This is a genomic window from Amycolatopsis sp. NPDC114504, assembly GCF_055633595.1.
On sequence record NZ_JBVKDU010000006.1, the window covers coordinates 771,160 to 786,383 of the forward strand.

12 protein-coding genes are annotated in these 15,224 nt (G+C 65.8%); 4 read left to right on the top strand and 8 right to left on the bottom strand.

Going from position 1 to position 15,224, the window contains the following annotated elements; translation table 11 throughout:
• Window positions 1-135: 135 nt before the first annotated feature.
• Window positions 136-1,029 (bottom strand): hypothetical protein, encoded by an 894-nt coding sequence (locus tag ACZ7PG_RS45425; protein WP_470245415.1) that lies wholly within the window; start codon window positions 1,027-1,029, stop codon window positions 136-138.
• 408 nt (window positions 1,030-1,437) lie between these two features.
• On the opposite strand from ACZ7PG_RS45425, the gene ACZ7PG_RS45430 reads away from it, so the two are divergent.
• Window positions 1,438-1,953, top strand: a complete 516-nt coding sequence (locus tag ACZ7PG_RS45430) for a TIR domain-containing protein (RefSeq protein WP_470245416.1) — start codon at window positions 1,438-1,440, stop codon at window positions 1,951-1,953.
• 23 nt (window positions 1,954-1,976) lie between these two features.
• Here the strand turns inward: ACZ7PG_RS45430 and ACZ7PG_RS45435 are convergent, their stop codons facing one another.
• The 3 genes from ACZ7PG_RS45435 to ACZ7PG_RS45445 are packed head-to-tail and all read right to left on the bottom strand — an operon-like array spanning window position 1,977 to window position 3,623.
• Complete coding sequence (locus ACZ7PG_RS45435; RefSeq protein ID WP_470245417.1) at window positions 1,977-2,426, bottom strand: HIT family protein; 450 nt, start codon at window positions 2,424-2,426, stop codon at window positions 1,977-1,979.
• A complete protein-coding gene (locus ACZ7PG_RS45440) occupies window positions 2,423-3,289 on the bottom strand; it encodes a macro domain-containing protein (protein WP_470245418.1) in 867 nt (288 codons plus the stop codon). Before ACZ7PG_RS45440 ends, ACZ7PG_RS45435 begins: the two co-directional genes overlap by 4 nt.
• Window positions 3,290-3,329: 40 nt before the next feature.
• Window positions 3,330-3,623 (bottom strand): ImmA/IrrE family metallo-endopeptidase, encoded by a 294-nt coding sequence (locus ACZ7PG_RS45445; RefSeq protein WP_470245419.1) that lies wholly within the window; start codon window positions 3,621-3,623, stop codon window positions 3,330-3,332.
• Between the two features lie 1,270 nt (window positions 3,624-4,893).
• Here ACZ7PG_RS45445 and ACZ7PG_RS45450 point away from each other — a divergent pair.
• Entirely contained in the window at window positions 4,894-5,022 is a 129-nt protein-coding gene (locus ACZ7PG_RS45450) for a hypothetical protein (protein WP_470245420.1), read from the top strand.
• 122 nt (window positions 5,023-5,144) lie between these two features.
• Here ACZ7PG_RS45450 and ACZ7PG_RS45455 read toward each other — a convergent pair whose 3' ends face one another.
• A complete protein-coding gene (locus ACZ7PG_RS45455) occupies window positions 5,145-5,558 on the bottom strand; it encodes a winged helix-turn-helix transcriptional regulator (protein WP_470245421.1) in 414 nt (137 codons plus the stop codon).
• 105 nt (window positions 5,559-5,663) lie between these two features.
• Between ACZ7PG_RS45455 and ACZ7PG_RS45460 the strand changes: the two genes are divergently transcribed.
• Both ACZ7PG_RS45460 and ACZ7PG_RS45465 read left to right on the top strand, forming a co-directional pair.
• A complete protein-coding gene (locus tag ACZ7PG_RS45460; protein ID WP_470245422.1) occupies window positions 5,664-6,503 on the top strand; it encodes a DsbA family oxidoreductase in 840 nt (279 codons plus the stop codon).
• A 26-nt stretch (window positions 6,504-6,529) separates the two neighbouring features.
• Window positions 6,530-7,195, top strand: a complete 666-nt coding sequence (locus ACZ7PG_RS45465) for an NAD(P)-dependent oxidoreductase (protein ID WP_470245423.1) — start codon at window positions 6,530-6,532, stop codon at window positions 7,193-7,195.
• A gap of 364 nt (window positions 7,196-7,559) precedes the next feature.
• Here the strand turns inward: ACZ7PG_RS45465 and ACZ7PG_RS45470 are convergent, their stop codons facing one another.
• The 3 genes from ACZ7PG_RS45470 to ACZ7PG_RS45480 are packed head-to-tail and all read right to left on the bottom strand — an operon-like array spanning window position 7,560 to window position 15,224.
• Entirely contained in the window at window positions 7,560-8,342 is a 783-nt protein-coding gene (locus ACZ7PG_RS45470; RefSeq protein WP_470245424.1) for a hypothetical protein, read from the bottom strand.
• A 10-nt stretch (window positions 8,343-8,352) separates the two neighbouring features.
• Complete coding sequence (locus ACZ7PG_RS45475) at window positions 8,353-13,218, bottom strand: DNA repair ATPase (protein WP_470245425.1); 4,866 nt, start codon at window positions 13,216-13,218, stop codon at window positions 8,353-8,355.
• Entirely contained in the window at window positions 13,215-15,224 is a 2,010-nt protein-coding gene (locus ACZ7PG_RS45480) for a flotillin family protein (protein WP_470245426.1), read from the bottom strand. The genes ACZ7PG_RS45475 and ACZ7PG_RS45480 overlap by 4 nt, the downstream gene beginning before the upstream one ends.

Below are 15,224 nucleotides of genomic sequence, written 5' to 3' on the forward strand. Positions count from 1 at the left end.
GCGACTGCGCAGGCGGTTGTCAATTGCTGTCGCCAGTGTTATTTTCTAACTATATAAGAGGAGAGTTGAACAATGCGCTATGGAGGAGACGAAGGCGGCGGCGCCTAAGGCTGATGACCCGCCCGAAAGGGCGGGTCATTTTAATTGCAGCGACATTCCAATTCTAGCTTTGCCCTTTAGCTCTAGGTACGACAGTGCGACACGCACAATACCGTCCATCTTGCCAGGTACCCTCTCTAGAGTAGCCTGCGCATTCTTGTCGGGATCGAAGCCAATTGCATCAAAAAGCACGTCTTTACCTTTCGGCAGTTCGACCGTATACTCAAACCTTGGCAGATAGTTTCTGACCGTAAACGTGAACTCGTCTTGCTTCTTTCGCTTCATGAACCGCTCACACTTGCAAGGCCAGAAAATTTCGAATATCAGCATAAATTTCTCATCCTTCGGCACCGGTGACGCGAAGTGGGCTAGCACTTCGAGGTCGCCGTTGCTGAGCCAGGACCAAGTCACATCTCGCTCAATACCGCCGCGATCATTGGACAGCATGGGCCCTCGTGCTTCGACGTGAACTCCCGCTCGCGCCGCGTAGGTGATCGGCTGACGCTCGCCAGCGGACGACCACAAGCGAAAGAAGTTCAGATCTCGTTCCACCGCCGTGGCTTCAACGATTGACGTCTCAGTTACGTCACCGTTGTCATGTATGACGAGTTTCTTAGTCCAGGCATCAACGCGCCAAAAAGAGCCCATCCTGTCGTTAATTTCCTGCGAGTAACGTTGCAGAAGCCGCTGATTATACTGCTGGTTATCACGCAACTCTCTTCGCGAGAAAACCAGATGGCTCACATACAATCCGGCAAGGGCCACGACGGCGCCCACCAGCGACCAAGCCAAGACGGCGTCGGGAATTACTCGGTAAAGGGCACCGCCAACTCCGAGCACAAGACCAGTCATAGTCACAAGCACGGCTAGCTTCAGCCGCAATATGAGACTGATCAACTGGTCTCGACGGCTGAGATTGCTTTTCGGCATCGAGTGACCTCTTCTGACTGCGTATGCGGTGCAGTCGGTCAAGTCGTCGCAGCGTGACGGCGTGTTACGGATTTCATGGACATCGGCGACGGCGGGCGAGCGGGACGTGCCTTAGGCGACAAGTCACCCACCCGGCCAAGTTGACCAGCCCGCCAGGGTCGTGTCGATGCTTCTTCCGCAAAGCAGCGGAGTAGGATGCAGCCGGTTCGGTGATTGTTTTCCCAACTCATTATTTGCTCAGGGAGAAACTGACTTGGTGCACTTATTGATCACTCGATCGATGACGGCGCGTGCTACTCGACCACGGTTACGCTCTGCGTAAGTCGCGGCGTTCAATGACGGCAAGTTACAAAGGGAAGACGCTGTGCGACCGAACTAGATATGGTGTACTTGGGGAGGAACTGTACCGTGGCATACCGCAATAAAACCTACGTGGCCTTCGCCAGCGAAGATATTGACTACTACTGGATGATGACCGCGTGGAAGAAGAACCAGGGCATCGACTTCAACTTTTACGATGCCCACGACATCAACACCGCGCTCGACACCAGCCAGCCCGACACGATCCGCCGACGCTTGGGCGAACGACTGGCCAACACCAAGCAGTGCGTGGTACTCGTCAGCGACACGACGAAGCCGAAAGCCGCCCGCTCGAACACATTCTTGTACTACGAGATCGAAGCCATCAACCGCCTCGGGCTGCCCGTTGTGTTCGTCAACCTCAACAAGAGCCGGCAGATTCAGGAAAGCAAGCTGCCGACAACTTTGACCGATCAGTACTCGATCAGTATCCCGTTCGGTCAGAAGATCATTACGCACGCACTCGACAACTTCCCGGAGGCCTTCGCTAACAACGCGCGGTCGGGCTCGAAGACCGGACCGCATTACTACGTTGATAGTGTCTATGCCAACTTGGGCCTGTAGAACAGTTGAGCACTAGGCTTCGGCTATTTATCAAACTCTCCGGGCAGAAACGGGCGCAGCTTAGTCGCGATTCGGTCCGTCTCAACCAGCGACGCCTCGTCTACATGGTTCCACTCGGTGCCGCCCTCCGGCAAGGTTCCGGCGATGTGGAAGTGCACGTGCGGAATCGTTTGGTGAGCTGGAATACCGTTGTTCTGCCAGACGGCTACCCCTTCAGGTTCATAGGCGTCAGTGATTGCCCGGGAAGCGGCGATCACTGACGCCATGACCGCGGAGGCCTCATCGGTCTTGAGGTCGAGGATTGTCGGACGATGCGCCACTGGCACCACGAGCAAGTGACCGCTGCCGCGCTGTTCACGCGTCACGAGGGTGGCCGATAGCTCATCACGGGTCAGGATGGTGAACGGCCGCGCGCCGCTCAGGTAGTCACAAAATGGGCATGGCTCGAACTCTGGCACTTCGATAGATGTCATGACCGCCTCAGTGATTTCAAGAACGCTTGCAGTTCGAGCCTATCGAGGTCCTGAGCGACTTCCGGCCGGACCGCAATGTTAAGGCGGCTGGTCACGCGCTCTTCGCGGGAGGCGAACATGAACGACATGGCCGTCAGCCGAATGGCGTCCAGCGGTGGGAGGTGCTGAGAGATGCGTGCTTGCCCACCACCGATGACACCGATGGTGACCGGCTCGCCGTTGCTGCGGGCACGCACCTCCGACCACAAACTGTTCAAGCTGCGCCATATGCCATCAATGGTGCCTCGCGCCTCGTTGCGGTGGTTCATCTTGGTGTAGGCGACGCAGAAGTAAAGCTTTCTCACCGCCGGTTCCAAGACCGCTACCGTGCCCAGCTCGTACCGAACCTGTTTGCCAGGCTTGCGCTCCTCCGGCGCGAACGGCTCACCGGTCGGTTTGTCTGCCAAGGCAGAAACCAACTCCGTGTCGAGGCGTGCCAGGTCGCCGTGATAGACGCTTACGAGCAGCTGCGCCTGCACACTGCGCTCGTCGATGATGTGCGGGATTGACGTATCGAAGGTGTCAGCCATACCGATAACGATGTGACCATCTTGCTTGAACAAGTCCTCTTCGACGATACGAATTTCCGTGCTCGGTGCGTCGTAGGTTTGTTGCACTGGCCTCGGCCAGGCACGTAACAAGCCGTATGCGATCGAGACAACGGCCACAGCCACCAGCAGCACGCCGCCGATGGGCGCCAGTGAACCGGGGATTAGGGCATCAGTCACGCCCGCGGCGGCCGAAAGCAGGCCAAAGGCAGCCAGGCTCTGGGTCGTCAGCTTGGCCCAGAAGCGGCCTTTCTTGAGATCTCTCAGGATGCTCATCCGAGACAGACTCCCGGCGAAGCGTCGGCGTCGGCGATCCTCACTCGATGAGCTTACTCGGAGGTCGGGGTAAACCCAGGTTGCCCGCGCCGGGCTGGTTTGGCGTGCCGTCCCGACCTTTAGCCACGGCCTTTGGGCAACTTTTTAGCCGGTGAAGAAGCCCCATGCCGAACAGCCGAGTTCGCATGGCGGTCACTGGGACATCGAAGTGGTCGGCCAGCGCCTGGAGGCCACATATCCCCTGGTCGAGGACCGCAGCGCGCCAAGCCCGCGGCATGAACAGGCAGGCGGCGAAGTAGTCGGCGGCCTGGATGGCACGCTCTTGCCGGGTCATATCGGCTACTGGACGGCAATGAGAATCCGGAGATCGCCGAGCTGGCCGGCCTGAACCGCCAGGCGAACGAGTGGGGCACCGAATCACTGGTGACCTCCGCGTGCGAGCGACACGGGTCTCGCCTCCCGGCGCGGACGAGTCGCCAGCTCGGTTAGCCCGGCTGATGGCCGACGACCTCCGAGCCTAGCCTGCAGCGGTCACCGCACCGATCCGCCCGGTAGCCGGTTCGCACCCCCGGACTTCACGTCGGACGTGGCCACCCGATGCTTCTGCTTGGGAGGTACCTAGACTGCGGCTGCGCAGACGTCGATCGTGATCTTGAGGCTGAACCGCAGCTGTTGCCGACCCTGCGGCTACCAGCACTCGCCAGTCGCTCGTGCGGACGCTGCGTTCGACTCTCCCCACGGCCCAACTCCGTCGCGGATATCACGATCACTGATCGCGCGACGTCCCCGCCCGACGATGGAGGACGTCGCCAGCGGCTGTCAACGCGCTGTCATGCCACATGCGTGCACCCTGGCGAGCCAACCTCAGGCACCTCGGCTCGAGACGGGCTTGCTAGCCAAGGGTCGCTCGTTACGCCAGTCCGGCTGGACGACACCGACTGGGCGATCCTGATCGGCCGGATCCAAGCCCACGTTCGCTTGCCGAATGCGCCAGATGTTCGACACGCGCGCGGCGCAGTCCTCTCACCAATTTCACTGGGGCAAACCCCCTGTCGCAACTGCACTCAACAACAGATAGTTGCAAGCAACGGCGAGCGAGCGCATCATCATCGGGCGATCCTCGATCGCCGCAGCTCAGGGCCATGATCGGCCCATACTGGCAGTGAGGGGGTCAGGGGTTCGAGTCCCCTAAGCTTCACAGACGTATTTTTTGGACATGCGACGTCGAATTGAGTCGGCTTCGTTATGTAGACCGGTTCGGTCGATGATTGATCAGGGCCCGATGCTGCCCGGTGTCGCCACAGCGAACGCCGAGGTCTGCACCCATTCATCAATCAGGCCATGACGGGCATGCGCAGTCGGCGGCCGTCTTGGCCTCCGTGACAGAGGTAGCGGGTCGACGGCGTTCTCGCCTGGGGTACAGCACGCATTGACGCCGCAGCAAGCGCTGGCGGTGTCGTTGTCGGCGGTGCTGTTTGCTCGGGGCCAGCGGGTCTGGTGGCGCGGATGATCGCGGGGTGCATCCCGTCGGCAACTGCGGGGGTCCGGGCGACCTGGATATCGGAAACCCGGCGGCTTCCAGGCTGGCGCGGTACTCGGCGGAGGTGAGCGCTCCGGCGATGCAGCCGACGTGGCCGCCGCGCACGCACCAGGACGCGGTGGGTCTCGGCGAACACGGCGGGCTTGTCGACGGACAGGCAGCCCGCGGGGCGGTGCAGGTGGACATCGGGTAGTCGTGCGATTCCACGCGCTTGAAGTGGTCGCTCACAAGCCGGGACTGGACCGCCAGAGGATCGCCTGTTTCATGAGCGGCCACCCAGGAAACGCATCGTGTCCGTGACCGCTTGCGTGGTGGTTATGGTCCGGCCGTTGCGGCGCGCTCGCGGTTGGCGCGGATCTCGTCGTGGTGGTCGGCGGCCCAGCCGATCAGCGACGTGACGATCTCGTGTAGGCCGCGGCCCAGCGGGGCGAGGGTGTACTCGACGCGCGGGGGTACCTCGGCGTAGGCGGTGCGGGTGATCAGGCCGTCCTGCTGGAGCTGGCGAAGGGTGAGGCTGAGCATGCGCTGGGAAATGCCCGGGACCTGCCGTTGCAGGTGGGTGTAGCGCAGCGGTCCGGACTCCAGGACCGCGATGAGCAGTAGGCTCCACTTGTCGCCGACGCGGTCGAGGGTCTGGCGGATGAACTCCATGTGCTCGGCGGGGATGGCCGCGCACGGCCCGATCGCCGCCGCTCGCGCCGTCACCTCTGCTCCGTTGGCCGTCTCCATGACGCACATTCCTCTCCGGTACGCACACCGGTGTGCCTTTTGTATCGCCTTCCATACTGGTCCATCATGGCGTTACGCACAAGTTGTAAGAAATGGAGGTGCGTGATGAGGTTGGACATCTGGTCCGAGGTGACCTGCCCCTGGTGCGGCCTGGGGAACCACCGGGTGGCCAAGGCCATCAAGCGGTTCGAGCACGCGGACGAGGTGCACCTGGTCCACCACTCGTTCCCGCTCAGCAGCAGCTTCCCCGAGGGCGACACGTTCTCCGTCCGCGAGGCCCTGCTCCGCCGGCACGGTATGGGCGGCAGCCAGGCCGAGACCTCGACCCGGCGGATCGAGAAGCTCGCCGAAAGTGAGGGCCTGATCCCCTACCAGGTGCTGGACAACAAGGTCGGCAACACCGACCTGGCGCACGAGTTCCTCGCCCACGCCAGCGCCCAGGGCAAGAACCGCGAGGCCTGGGACGCGATCTTCACAACCTACTTCGGTAACGCCGAGCCGGTCTTCTCCCTGGACGACCTCCTGGTGCTCTCCGACGAGCTCGGCCTGGACCGCGAGCAGACCCGCCAGGCCGTCACCGACCGCCGCTACCGCCGGCAGGTCCGCGACGACGCGGCCCGCGCCCAGCGCCTGGGGCGACCGGCGCGCCGTTCATCGTCGTCGACGACCGCTACGGCGTGCCCGGCGCCCAGGACAGCGACAGCTTCCTTGAACTGCTGCGCAAGGCCTGGGACGACAGCCACCCCCTCACCCCGGCCGGCGATGCCCCCGTCTGCGGACCGGACGGCTGCGCCGTCCCCGAGCGCGCCTGATCCCGACCCCATACGTGCTGATGCCGGCCCCGCTGCTCCCGACGCACGAGGCGTCCATGACCAAGTCGCACAACGAGGCCCGGCGCCTGGGCTCTGCCCTGGCCAGTCGGCCGGCCGCCTGATCCACCCCTGAACTCCCCGAAAGGCATTTTGATCACCATGAGTAACCTCCTGGTCTTCGGCGGCAGCGGCCGAACCGGCGCTCACGTGCTGGAGTACGCGGCCCAGCGCGGCCACCACGTCCGCGCCCTTGTCCGCAACCCCGACACGGTGCGGGCACCGGCCAGCCTCGAACTGATCCAGGGCACCCCTGCCGACATCGACGACATCCGCCGGGCCGCCAAAGGCACCGAGGCCGTGATCAGCGTGCTGAACAACGGCCGTGCCTCCGACAACCCATGGGCCAAGCCGGTCAGCCCGCCGACGTTCATGACCGACGCCGCCCGCCACACTCTCACCGTCATGGGCCAGCAGGGCATCCGCCGCATCGTGCTGACGTCCACGCAGGGCGCGGGCGACGACTGGGCCCGGCTCAACCCGCTGGTGAAGGCGTTCATCAAGCTGTCGAACATCAAGGCGGGCTTCGCGGACCACAGCGGCGTCGACCAGGTCATCCGCGCCTCGTCCGGCATCGACTGGACCCTGGCCCGTGCCGTCACCCTGACCGACAAGCCCGCCGGCGGCCCCGTGCGGGCCGCCGAGCCCGGCACCGAAAAGCCCGGCGCACGGATCAACCGCGCCGACCTCGCCCAGTTCCTCGTCCAGACGATCGAGGACGACGCATGGATCCGCGAAGCGCCCCTGGTCTGGAACACCCGCGGCTGAACTGTCCCGTGGTTGTCTCCGCGGTTTCCGAGACCATTTGACGCCCACTATCGCCATCGTCGATGCCGGCCCAGGGCTGAGCCTGTCCATCGCCAAGGTGTTCGGCCGCAACGGCTTCTCCGTGGCACTCGTATTGCGGCCCCAGGACAAGCTCGACCGTCTCCCGGCATCACCATGACCGGCCCACTGGACGCGACGGTCGACGACATCCAGCCACAACTGAACGACCAGCTTCATGGGCAGCGCGGAGTTCTCCCAACATTTCAGATGCATAGATCACCTAAGCATCCTTAGCGATCACCTGTTCTGCCCGAATTCAGGCCCGTCAGCGCCTTCGCCGATTCAGCAGCCTTAACTTCCATGGCTACTCTTTTGATACCATCGAAATACCACCCGAGGCCAGAGAGAATAGGTTCACAAAAGCCTTACTAGCCTCCTCATTTTGGTCGAGCCGCTCCAGCGATTGGAACCGCATCGGGTCAATATCGATAGTGGCAACACCGCCAGCATCTTCTCTATCCAACATGGAGAACACCACGAGGCATCGATAGGATCGCACAGCTCCGTCTCGCTTTTCACGCATCAACGACTGCAGAAAAACAGCATCATCCTTGACCTGGCCACGAAGGGCATCCACCGAACTCCAACGAGTAGCGAACCCTTGCAGCTCCGCATCCAGCTGAATTTGGACTAGAGTATCGAAATCGATTCGGCAAACCCGAAAGTCTGGATCGGTCGAGCTGATAAATGACATCGAGCCTTCCCCCCACCATAGATGTCGATACGTATAGCTACCCCATTGATGCCACGCAAGACACGCTTCAGCTTGCCCGGTCGAACACTCAGGAATGTCAGCCAGGAAACTATGGTTTGCGAAGTCTGTCGCCTCTTGCCACGTGAACGCGCCAGACCAGTGTAGCCAAGAGAACGGAAGTCCTTTGCGCTGGGCGCGCTTGCGCTCTACGGGGGCGCGGCTCCAGGCACGCTTGACGCCTGCGTTGTAGTTCCTGGCCTGAGCAGCCTTGGCCGGGCTCATCGTGCTGATCGCGGCCGAGCCGATCCAGGCCGGGTAGCCGTCTATCCGGACGATCAGACCGCTCGGGTCGCTGAAGCTGAGCGCACAAGCCTGACTCGCGATCCGCTGCATCTCAGAGCGATCAAGCCTCTTCCCGCGCCAGCTGCTGAGCCGCTCGCCCGATGGCCGCCTCTACCGCGCCTACTCGGTCGGCCAGCAGGCCCACCGCGCCGACCGCTCGGCTCAGTGGGTCCTCGCCGTCGCCGCCCAGGGCCTGCTCGCGTACGTATGCCGCCTTTACGTCGGCCCACCGCTGAGCCTGCGCAGGGGACAGTCGTCCCCGTAGCTCGGCCAGCTTGAGCAGGTTGGCCTCGGCGCCCGACGTCAGCATCTGCGCCTCGCCGGCGTAGTGGTCGTCGATCAGGGACTCGAGCTCCGTGTCGTTCATCGCCGGCACTATCCGCTCGGCGAGCTTGTTCATGTTGCGGTACGAACCCTGTAGCTGGAACGGCGGTTCGGTGCGTGAAGCGTCCGCCTGCGCCGCCGAAGCGATGTAGGCCTGGTTGTTCGCCAGTACGGTTCGCTGCACCCGCAGGAGCTTCCGGAGCACCGCCAGGATCTGCTCCAGCTCCGTGGCCGAGTACGCGTGCGAAAGCTGGTCGGCACGCACGGAACCGTCGCCGCGGGCCATTCGGACCAGCACGTCCACATCGGACCGCTCTCGGGACACCAGCGGCGCCAGTACGGCGTTCGACGTCAGCGCGTTCTCGACGTAGCTCAGCGCGAAGAGCTCTTCCTTGCCGGACAGCACGTCGCCGAGGTTCCAGACGTCCGCGCGGTTGGCGAGCATGTCGGGGATGCGGAAGCGCTTGCCCTGCTCGGTGTACGGGTTTCCGGCCATGCACACCGCGAACCGCTTGCCGCGCAGGTCGTACGTCCGCGTGCGGCCCTCCCACACGCCCTCCATCCGCCGCTGCGCGTCGCACAGGGAGATGAACTTCTGCAGCAACTCCGGCGACGTGTGCTGGATGTCGTCGAGGTACAGCAGCACGTTGCTGCCCTGCTCCAGCGCGAACGAGATCTTCTCGACCTCCTGCCGCGCGGTCGCGTTGGGCGCGTCCGCCGGGTCGACCGAGGTGACGTCGTGGCCCAGCGCCGGCCCGTTGACCTTGACGAACACCAGCCCGAGGCGGCTGGCGACGTACTCCATGAGCGTCGTCTTGCCGTACCCCGGCGGCGAGATGAGCAGCAGCAGACCGGACTGGTCGGTGCGCTTGGCGTCCCCGGCCGCGCCGAGCTGCTTGGCCAGGTTGTCGCCGATCAGCGGCAGGTAGACCTCGTCGAGCAGCCGGTTCCGGACGAAGGCGCTCATCACCTTCGGCTTGTACTCCTCCAGCCGGAGCCGGTGACGTTCGGCCGCCACCAGGTTGTTGCGCAGCCGCTGGTACGCGCGGAAACCCGGCACGCGGTCGCGGCGGAAGCGCTGCGTCCTGGCGAGCGTCTCGTCGAGCCGCACCGTCACCGACCGCCCGGTGATCCGCGGGTGCGCGCCGAGCAGACCGTCCACAGTGGCCGTCAACGTCGCCGACGAGTCGTACCGCGGCAGGTCGCACAGCTCGATCGCGACGGCCTCGGGCAGCTCGTCGGCCGGCAGCCCGACCGAGTCCGCGAAGGACCGCAGCCACGCGTCGGCGAGCTGGTGCCGGTCCGCCAGGTCGTCGAGGGAACCCAGGTCTTCGGCGAAGCTCCGCCGGTCGAACCGGAACTTGTCCAGCACCGCCCGGGCGCCACCGCTGGTGACGAACCCGGCCGGCGCGACGGCGAGCTCCTCGACCAGGTACTCGCCCGAAAACTCGGTCTCGAGCCCAAGTCCGCCGGTGAACGCCGTCACCGCCTCCCCGAGCTCCCGTGCCAGCTCGTCGAGTGCGGGCACAGAACCGAAGGCCTCCCGCACCCGCGCGAGCGATGCGGCCCGCGTCGTCCAGGCAGCGCGCGCCCGCTCGTCGGCGCCGAACGCCCAGAACAGCTGGGCCGCCGCCCGGGCGGACGGCGGGTAACGCAGGAGCCCCGCGGCCGACCGCAGCCGCAGCAGGGCGCCCAGGATCGCGGCGGCGTCGTGGTCGTGGACCCCGCGCGCGTACCCCTCGTCGTACCGCTCCGCGGCCACGCTCCGGACGACGTCGAGCAGGTCGGCCTCGACCAGCTCGGCCGCCGGCCGCTCGGCGAGGATCGACGTCGCGAGGTACTCGGCCCGGTAGACCTCCGGCGACTCCGAGACCAGCAGCTGCTCCCAGTACGGCCGGGTCGCCTCGAACGCGGCGTCGCGCACCGGCGCCCGGTAGTCGGTGCCGGTGATCGCGAACTTCATCGTGCTTTCGTGTGGCACCAGCGTCAGGTCGACGTCCTGGGTGTTGACGGCGAAGGTGTTGCGGCCGAGGCGGATCGTCTCGCCGCCCTCGCCGTAGAGGTCGAGCCGGTCGCGCAGGGCCCGGCCGGCCTCCTGACGAGCGGCCTTCACCCGGCCTTCGAGCTCCTCGGCCCGCACCTGGTCGCCGAGCGCCCGCAGGTCGGCGACGACGCTGCGCAGCTTCGAGACCATCGGGTCGGCCGCGAAGTAGGTGTTGATCTCCTCGGCCGAGCCGAGCGAACCGATCCGGCGCGTCACGCTGCCGAGGATGCGCCCGGCCGACTCGACCAGCCGGTCCGCACGCCGCGCCCGCTCGTCCAGCAGCGCCTGCTTGCGCGAGGAGAACGCCTCGTAGACGTCGGTACGCTTCTCGCCGAGCGAGGTCAGGAAGTCGTCGAACTCCCCGAACCGCGATTCGAGGTTCTCCAGCTGCAGCAGCAGCCGGCCCAGCTGCTCGTCGCAGCGCTCGGGGGTGTCCGCGACCGCGAGCCCACCCGTGATGGCCTGCGCGAGCAGCGCGAACTCGGCCGCGAACTCCGCCCGTCCCTCGGTCTCCAGGAGCTCCTTGCGGCGCGCTTCTAGGGTGGCCCGGGCGCGGTTGACGGCGCCGATCACCTCGCCGACGCGCTCCAGGATCTTCGTCCGGATGACGGCGTCGGCGATGTCCAGCCCGCCCACGACGTCGGTGAGGACCTCCAGGCCGGCGGACTGTTCGTCGAGCTGCTCGGCGACCGGACCCGCCTCGGCGACCGTCTTGATCGCGCCCGCTGCCGCGATGAGCCCGTCGACTTCGGCGTGGTAGCCGGTGAACGCCTCCTCGCCCTGCAGGAACCGCACGGCCCGCTGCGCGGCCTCGGAGAACTCGGTGTCCAGCCCGGCGATCAGCTCGTCCACCCGGGTGGTGTCGGCGTACCGCAGCTCCCGCACGGTGACCAGGCGCCCGCGCGCCCGGTGCATCTCGGCCAGGCGCCGCACCCACGCGTCCGCCGCGTTCAGCGCCTCGCCCCGCACCCGCCGCACGAGCGACGCCGTGTCGGCCGCCGCGGTGTCGACGGCTTCGGCCGCCTGCGCGGTGAGCGAGGTGACCGTCTCGAACTCGTCCAGCACCTGCTCGGCGGTGACGCGGACGTCGGACAGCGGCGAGCGCAGGTCACCCAGCTCGCTCTCGCCGAGCCAGTGGTAGTGGTCGAAGACCCGCCCGCAGGCGGCGATCAGCGCCTCGAACACCGCCGCCGAGGGCGCCATCTCCCCGATCATCCTGGTGATCGACAGGCAGTCGGAGATCCCGCGGACGAGGTCGGCGTTCCCGACCCGCTCGAGCGGCCCGGTGCCGGTCGGCTGCGACGCGGCGTAGGTGTCCGACTGGAACGGCGTCCGCCAGACCTGCATCGGGTGGACGCGGCTCGGTTCGTCGGACAGCGCGCGGAACAGGATCATCGTGCCGTCGTCGAACAGCGAGTACCCGTGGCACGGGATCGGGTTGGCGACCTCCTTGCGGATCACGTTGTACGGCAACAGGAGCGAACGTCCCTCCGCCCGCGCGTGGAAGACGTACAGCACGTCCTCGCCGTTGGGCGAGCGGATCACGCGCTCGAACTCGAGACCGTCCACAGTGGTGTCGAACGTCTTGCTGACGCCGGTGTCGAGGTAGTAGCCACCGGGGAAGATGATGCCGTGGTCCTCGGGGAGCCGCTGGCACGCCTGCCCGATGCCGTCGAGCCGCACGACGTCCTGGGTGCGCGTGTTGAACACCAGGTAGCGGTACGTGGTCTCCTTGTACGGCAACATGCGCAGCAGGATCAGCGGGCCGATCCGGGCGTAGGAGACCTCGGCGTCGGCGAGGCTCTGCAACGGCTCGTCCACCGGCTCGGCGTACACGCCGGCGCCGGTCTCGGTGTTGTTCTCGACCTTGACCGTCAGGTTGCCGCCGACGGTTTCGACGAAGACCTCGTCCTCGATCGAGATGTGCGGGTGCCGGCCCAGGACGTGGTCCTCGCGGGTCGTCTCGATCCACTCGAAGTCGTGCGACGGCGGGAACACGTGGTCGCGCTCGCCGCGACTGTCCAAGTAGGACACCGTGCCGTCGGCCGCGACGGCCCAGCGCAGGACCCGGATGTCCTCGGTGCGCGGGCCGATCTGGAACACCGCGAGCAGCTTCCCGTCCAGCCGGCGCAGCTGCAGCAGCTTCGCCTGCCGGTAGTACCGGTACAGCTCGCCGAAGTCCCGCCCGAACTGCTCGTCACGCAGCAGTTCGGGCAGTTCCTCGGCGCTGACGTCGTCGAAGCGGAACGCGTCTTCGTCGCGGCTGAAGCGCTGCAGCGAGAAGACGTCGTCGATCGCCGTCTCGGGCTTCAGGCCGATGAAGACGTTGTAGCCGAACAACATCCGCCCGTCGACCGCGACGATGTCCCGGGGCACGCAGTTGTTGGCGGTGCGGATGCGTTCGGTGCCGACCAGCGCGAGCTGCGCGCTGCCGAAGACCTCCAGCCGCCGCGCGTTGAGCTCGTCCGCGCGTTTCGCCAGCTCGGCGGCCTGGGCGGCCAGCCGGACGCGGAGCACGTCATAGGTGCCCGCGTCCAGCTCCGTTGCGGCCGCCGTCACTGCTTCGCGGCGACGACGGTGGCGACCGACGTCTCGGCGAGGCCGAGCTTCTGCGCCGTGGTCATCAGCTCACGGAGCTTGTCGCTGTCCGGCCCGCCGGCCTGCAGCTGCTTCGCCAGGAAGGCCGACAGCGTCAGGTTCTTCACGTCCTCGGTGCTCACCGCGCCGATCAGCTTGGCGAGGTCGTCGGTGAAGCTGGCCGACCCGTCGAGGTAGGGCCGCGCGAGCGACTGGACGACGTCGGAGTGCTGCACGAAGCCGTCCACGCTCTTGCCGAGGCCGATCGAGCCGACCACCCGGTCGAAGAACATGGTCTCGCCGCCGACGATGTCGATGTCGGCCTTCTCCAGGCCGGCGCTGAGCACGACCGCCTGCGCTTCGGCGACGTCACGCTGCACTTCGAGCGCGGCCAGCCGGATCTCCTTCTCGGCGTCCAGCCGCAGCCGGTACTCCTCGTGCTCCCGGCTCGCGCTGTCGAGCGCGGCCAACGCGGCGGCCTTGTCGGTGAGGCCCTCGGCTTCGCCCTTCAGCTTGTCGCGCAACGCTTCGGCGATCACGACGGCCTTCTCACGCTCGACGATCGCCTCGGCGCGGCCGACCTTCTCCAGCGCGACGGCGTCGCGCTCCCGCACCTGCGCGGCGGCGAGCCCGGCGGCGGCCTCCTCGGCCTGGATGCCTTCGGCGAGCCGGATCTTGGCCCGCGTCTCCAGCTCGGCGGTCTGCTGGCGCGCCTCGGCGAGAGTCAGCTCCTCGCGGGCCTTGTGCTTGGCGGCCTGCTCCGCGGCCTCGGCGGCCTTGATGCCCTTGACCAGGTTCTCCTGGGCTTCGGCCTCGGCGCGGATGACGACCGCCTCGCGGGTCCGCTGGGCCTCCTCGACCACGCGCAGCTTCTTGATGTTCTCTTCCTGCTCGGCGACGGTCTTCTCGACGGCGATCCGCTCCCGGATCACCTCGGCGATCGACCGCTTCTCGGTCTCGAGTTCCTTGTCCTTCGAGATCCGGGACAGCTCGGTCTCGCGCTCGCGGCCGATCACCTCGAGCAGGCGGTCCTTTTCGATCCGCTCGGACTCGATGGCGATGACGCGTTCGCGGTTCTTGCCGGCGACTTCGATCTCGCGCTGCTGGTTCTGCTGCTGGATGCCGAGCTGCTCGTCGGTGCGCAGCTGCGCGGCCTGCGACTTGAGCCGCTCCTCGGCCTGCACCTTCGCGATTTCGGCTTCTTCGCGCGCCCGCATGGTCTCGACTTCGCGACGCTGCTTGATTTCCGCGTCGGCCTGGCGCCGTTCCAGTTCGAGGATCGCCTCCCGCGCGTCCACGTTCTGGCGCGTGATCTCTTTTTCTTCGTGGCGGCGGAACTCGTTGGTGCGCACGTGCTCGATCGCGGTCAGCTCGGTGATCTTGCGGATGCCCTGCGCGTCGAGGATGTTCGCCGAATCCAGCGAAGCCATCGGGGTCTGCTCGAGGTAGTCGATCGCCGCGTCTTCCAGGCTGTACCCGTTCAGGTCGGTGCCGATGACGCGGATGATCTGGTCGCGGAACTCGTTGCGCTTGGTGTAGAGGTCGACGAAGTCCAGCTGCTTGCCGACGGTCTTCAACGCCTCGGAGAACTTCGCGTTGAACAGTTCCTGCAGGGTCCCCTGGTCGCTCGCGCGTTCGGTGCCGATCGCCTGCGCGACCTTCACGACGTCCTCGACCGTCTTGTTGACCCGCACGAAGAACGAGATCCGGATGTCGGCGCGGATGTTGTCCCGGCAGATCAGGCCTTCCTGGCCGGTGCGCTCGATGTCGATCGTCTTCACCGAGATGTCCATGACCTCGGCCTTGTGCAGCACGGGCAGCACCATCGCGCCGGTGAAGGTGACGTCGACCTTGCGCACCTTGGAGATGATCAGCGCCTTGCCCTGCGGCACCTTGCGGAACAGCCGGCTCACGACGAACAGCAGCACCAGGACGATCAGGGCCACGACGGCGATCAACACGCCGGCCCCCAGGCCGATGGCATCCAT

What these genes read in the sequence shown, in the direction of transcription:
- ACZ7PG_RS45435 (WP_470245417.1), bottom strand. Translation starts at nt 2,426, where the DNA reads ATGACATCTATCGAAGTGCCAGAGTTCGAGCCATGCCCATTTTGTGAC.
- ACZ7PG_RS45455 (WP_470245421.1), bottom strand. Translation starts at nt 5,558, where the DNA reads ATGGAGACGGCCAACGGAGCAGAGGTGACGGCGCGAGCGGCGGCGATC.
- ACZ7PG_RS45470 (WP_470245424.1), bottom strand. Translation starts at nt 8,342, where the DNA reads ATGCAGCGGATCGCGAGTCAGGCTTGTGCGCTCAGCTTCAGCGACCCG.
- ACZ7PG_RS45465 (WP_470245423.1), top strand. Translation starts at nt 6,530, where the DNA reads ATGAGTAACCTCCTGGTCTTCGGCGGCAGCGGCCGAACCGGCGCTCAC.
- ACZ7PG_RS45445 (WP_470245419.1), bottom strand. Translation starts at nt 3,623, where the DNA reads ATGACCCGGCAAGAGCGTGCCATCCAGGCCGCCGACTACTTCGCCGCC.
- ACZ7PG_RS45440 (WP_470245418.1), bottom strand. Translation starts at nt 3,289, where the DNA reads ATGAGCATCCTGAGAGATCTCAAGAAAGGCCGCTTCTGGGCCAAGCTG.
- ACZ7PG_RS45425 (WP_470245415.1), bottom strand. Translation starts at nt 1,029, where the DNA reads ATGCCGAAAAGCAATCTCAGCCGTCGAGACCAGTTGATCAGTCTCATA.
- ACZ7PG_RS45480 (WP_470245426.1), bottom strand. Translation starts at nt 15,224, where the DNA reads ATGGATGCCATCGGCCTGGGGGCCGGCGTGTTGATCGCCGTCGTGGCC.
- ACZ7PG_RS45460 (WP_470245422.1), top strand. Translation starts at nt 5,664, where the DNA reads ATGAGGTTGGACATCTGGTCCGAGGTGACCTGCCCCTGGTGCGGCCTG.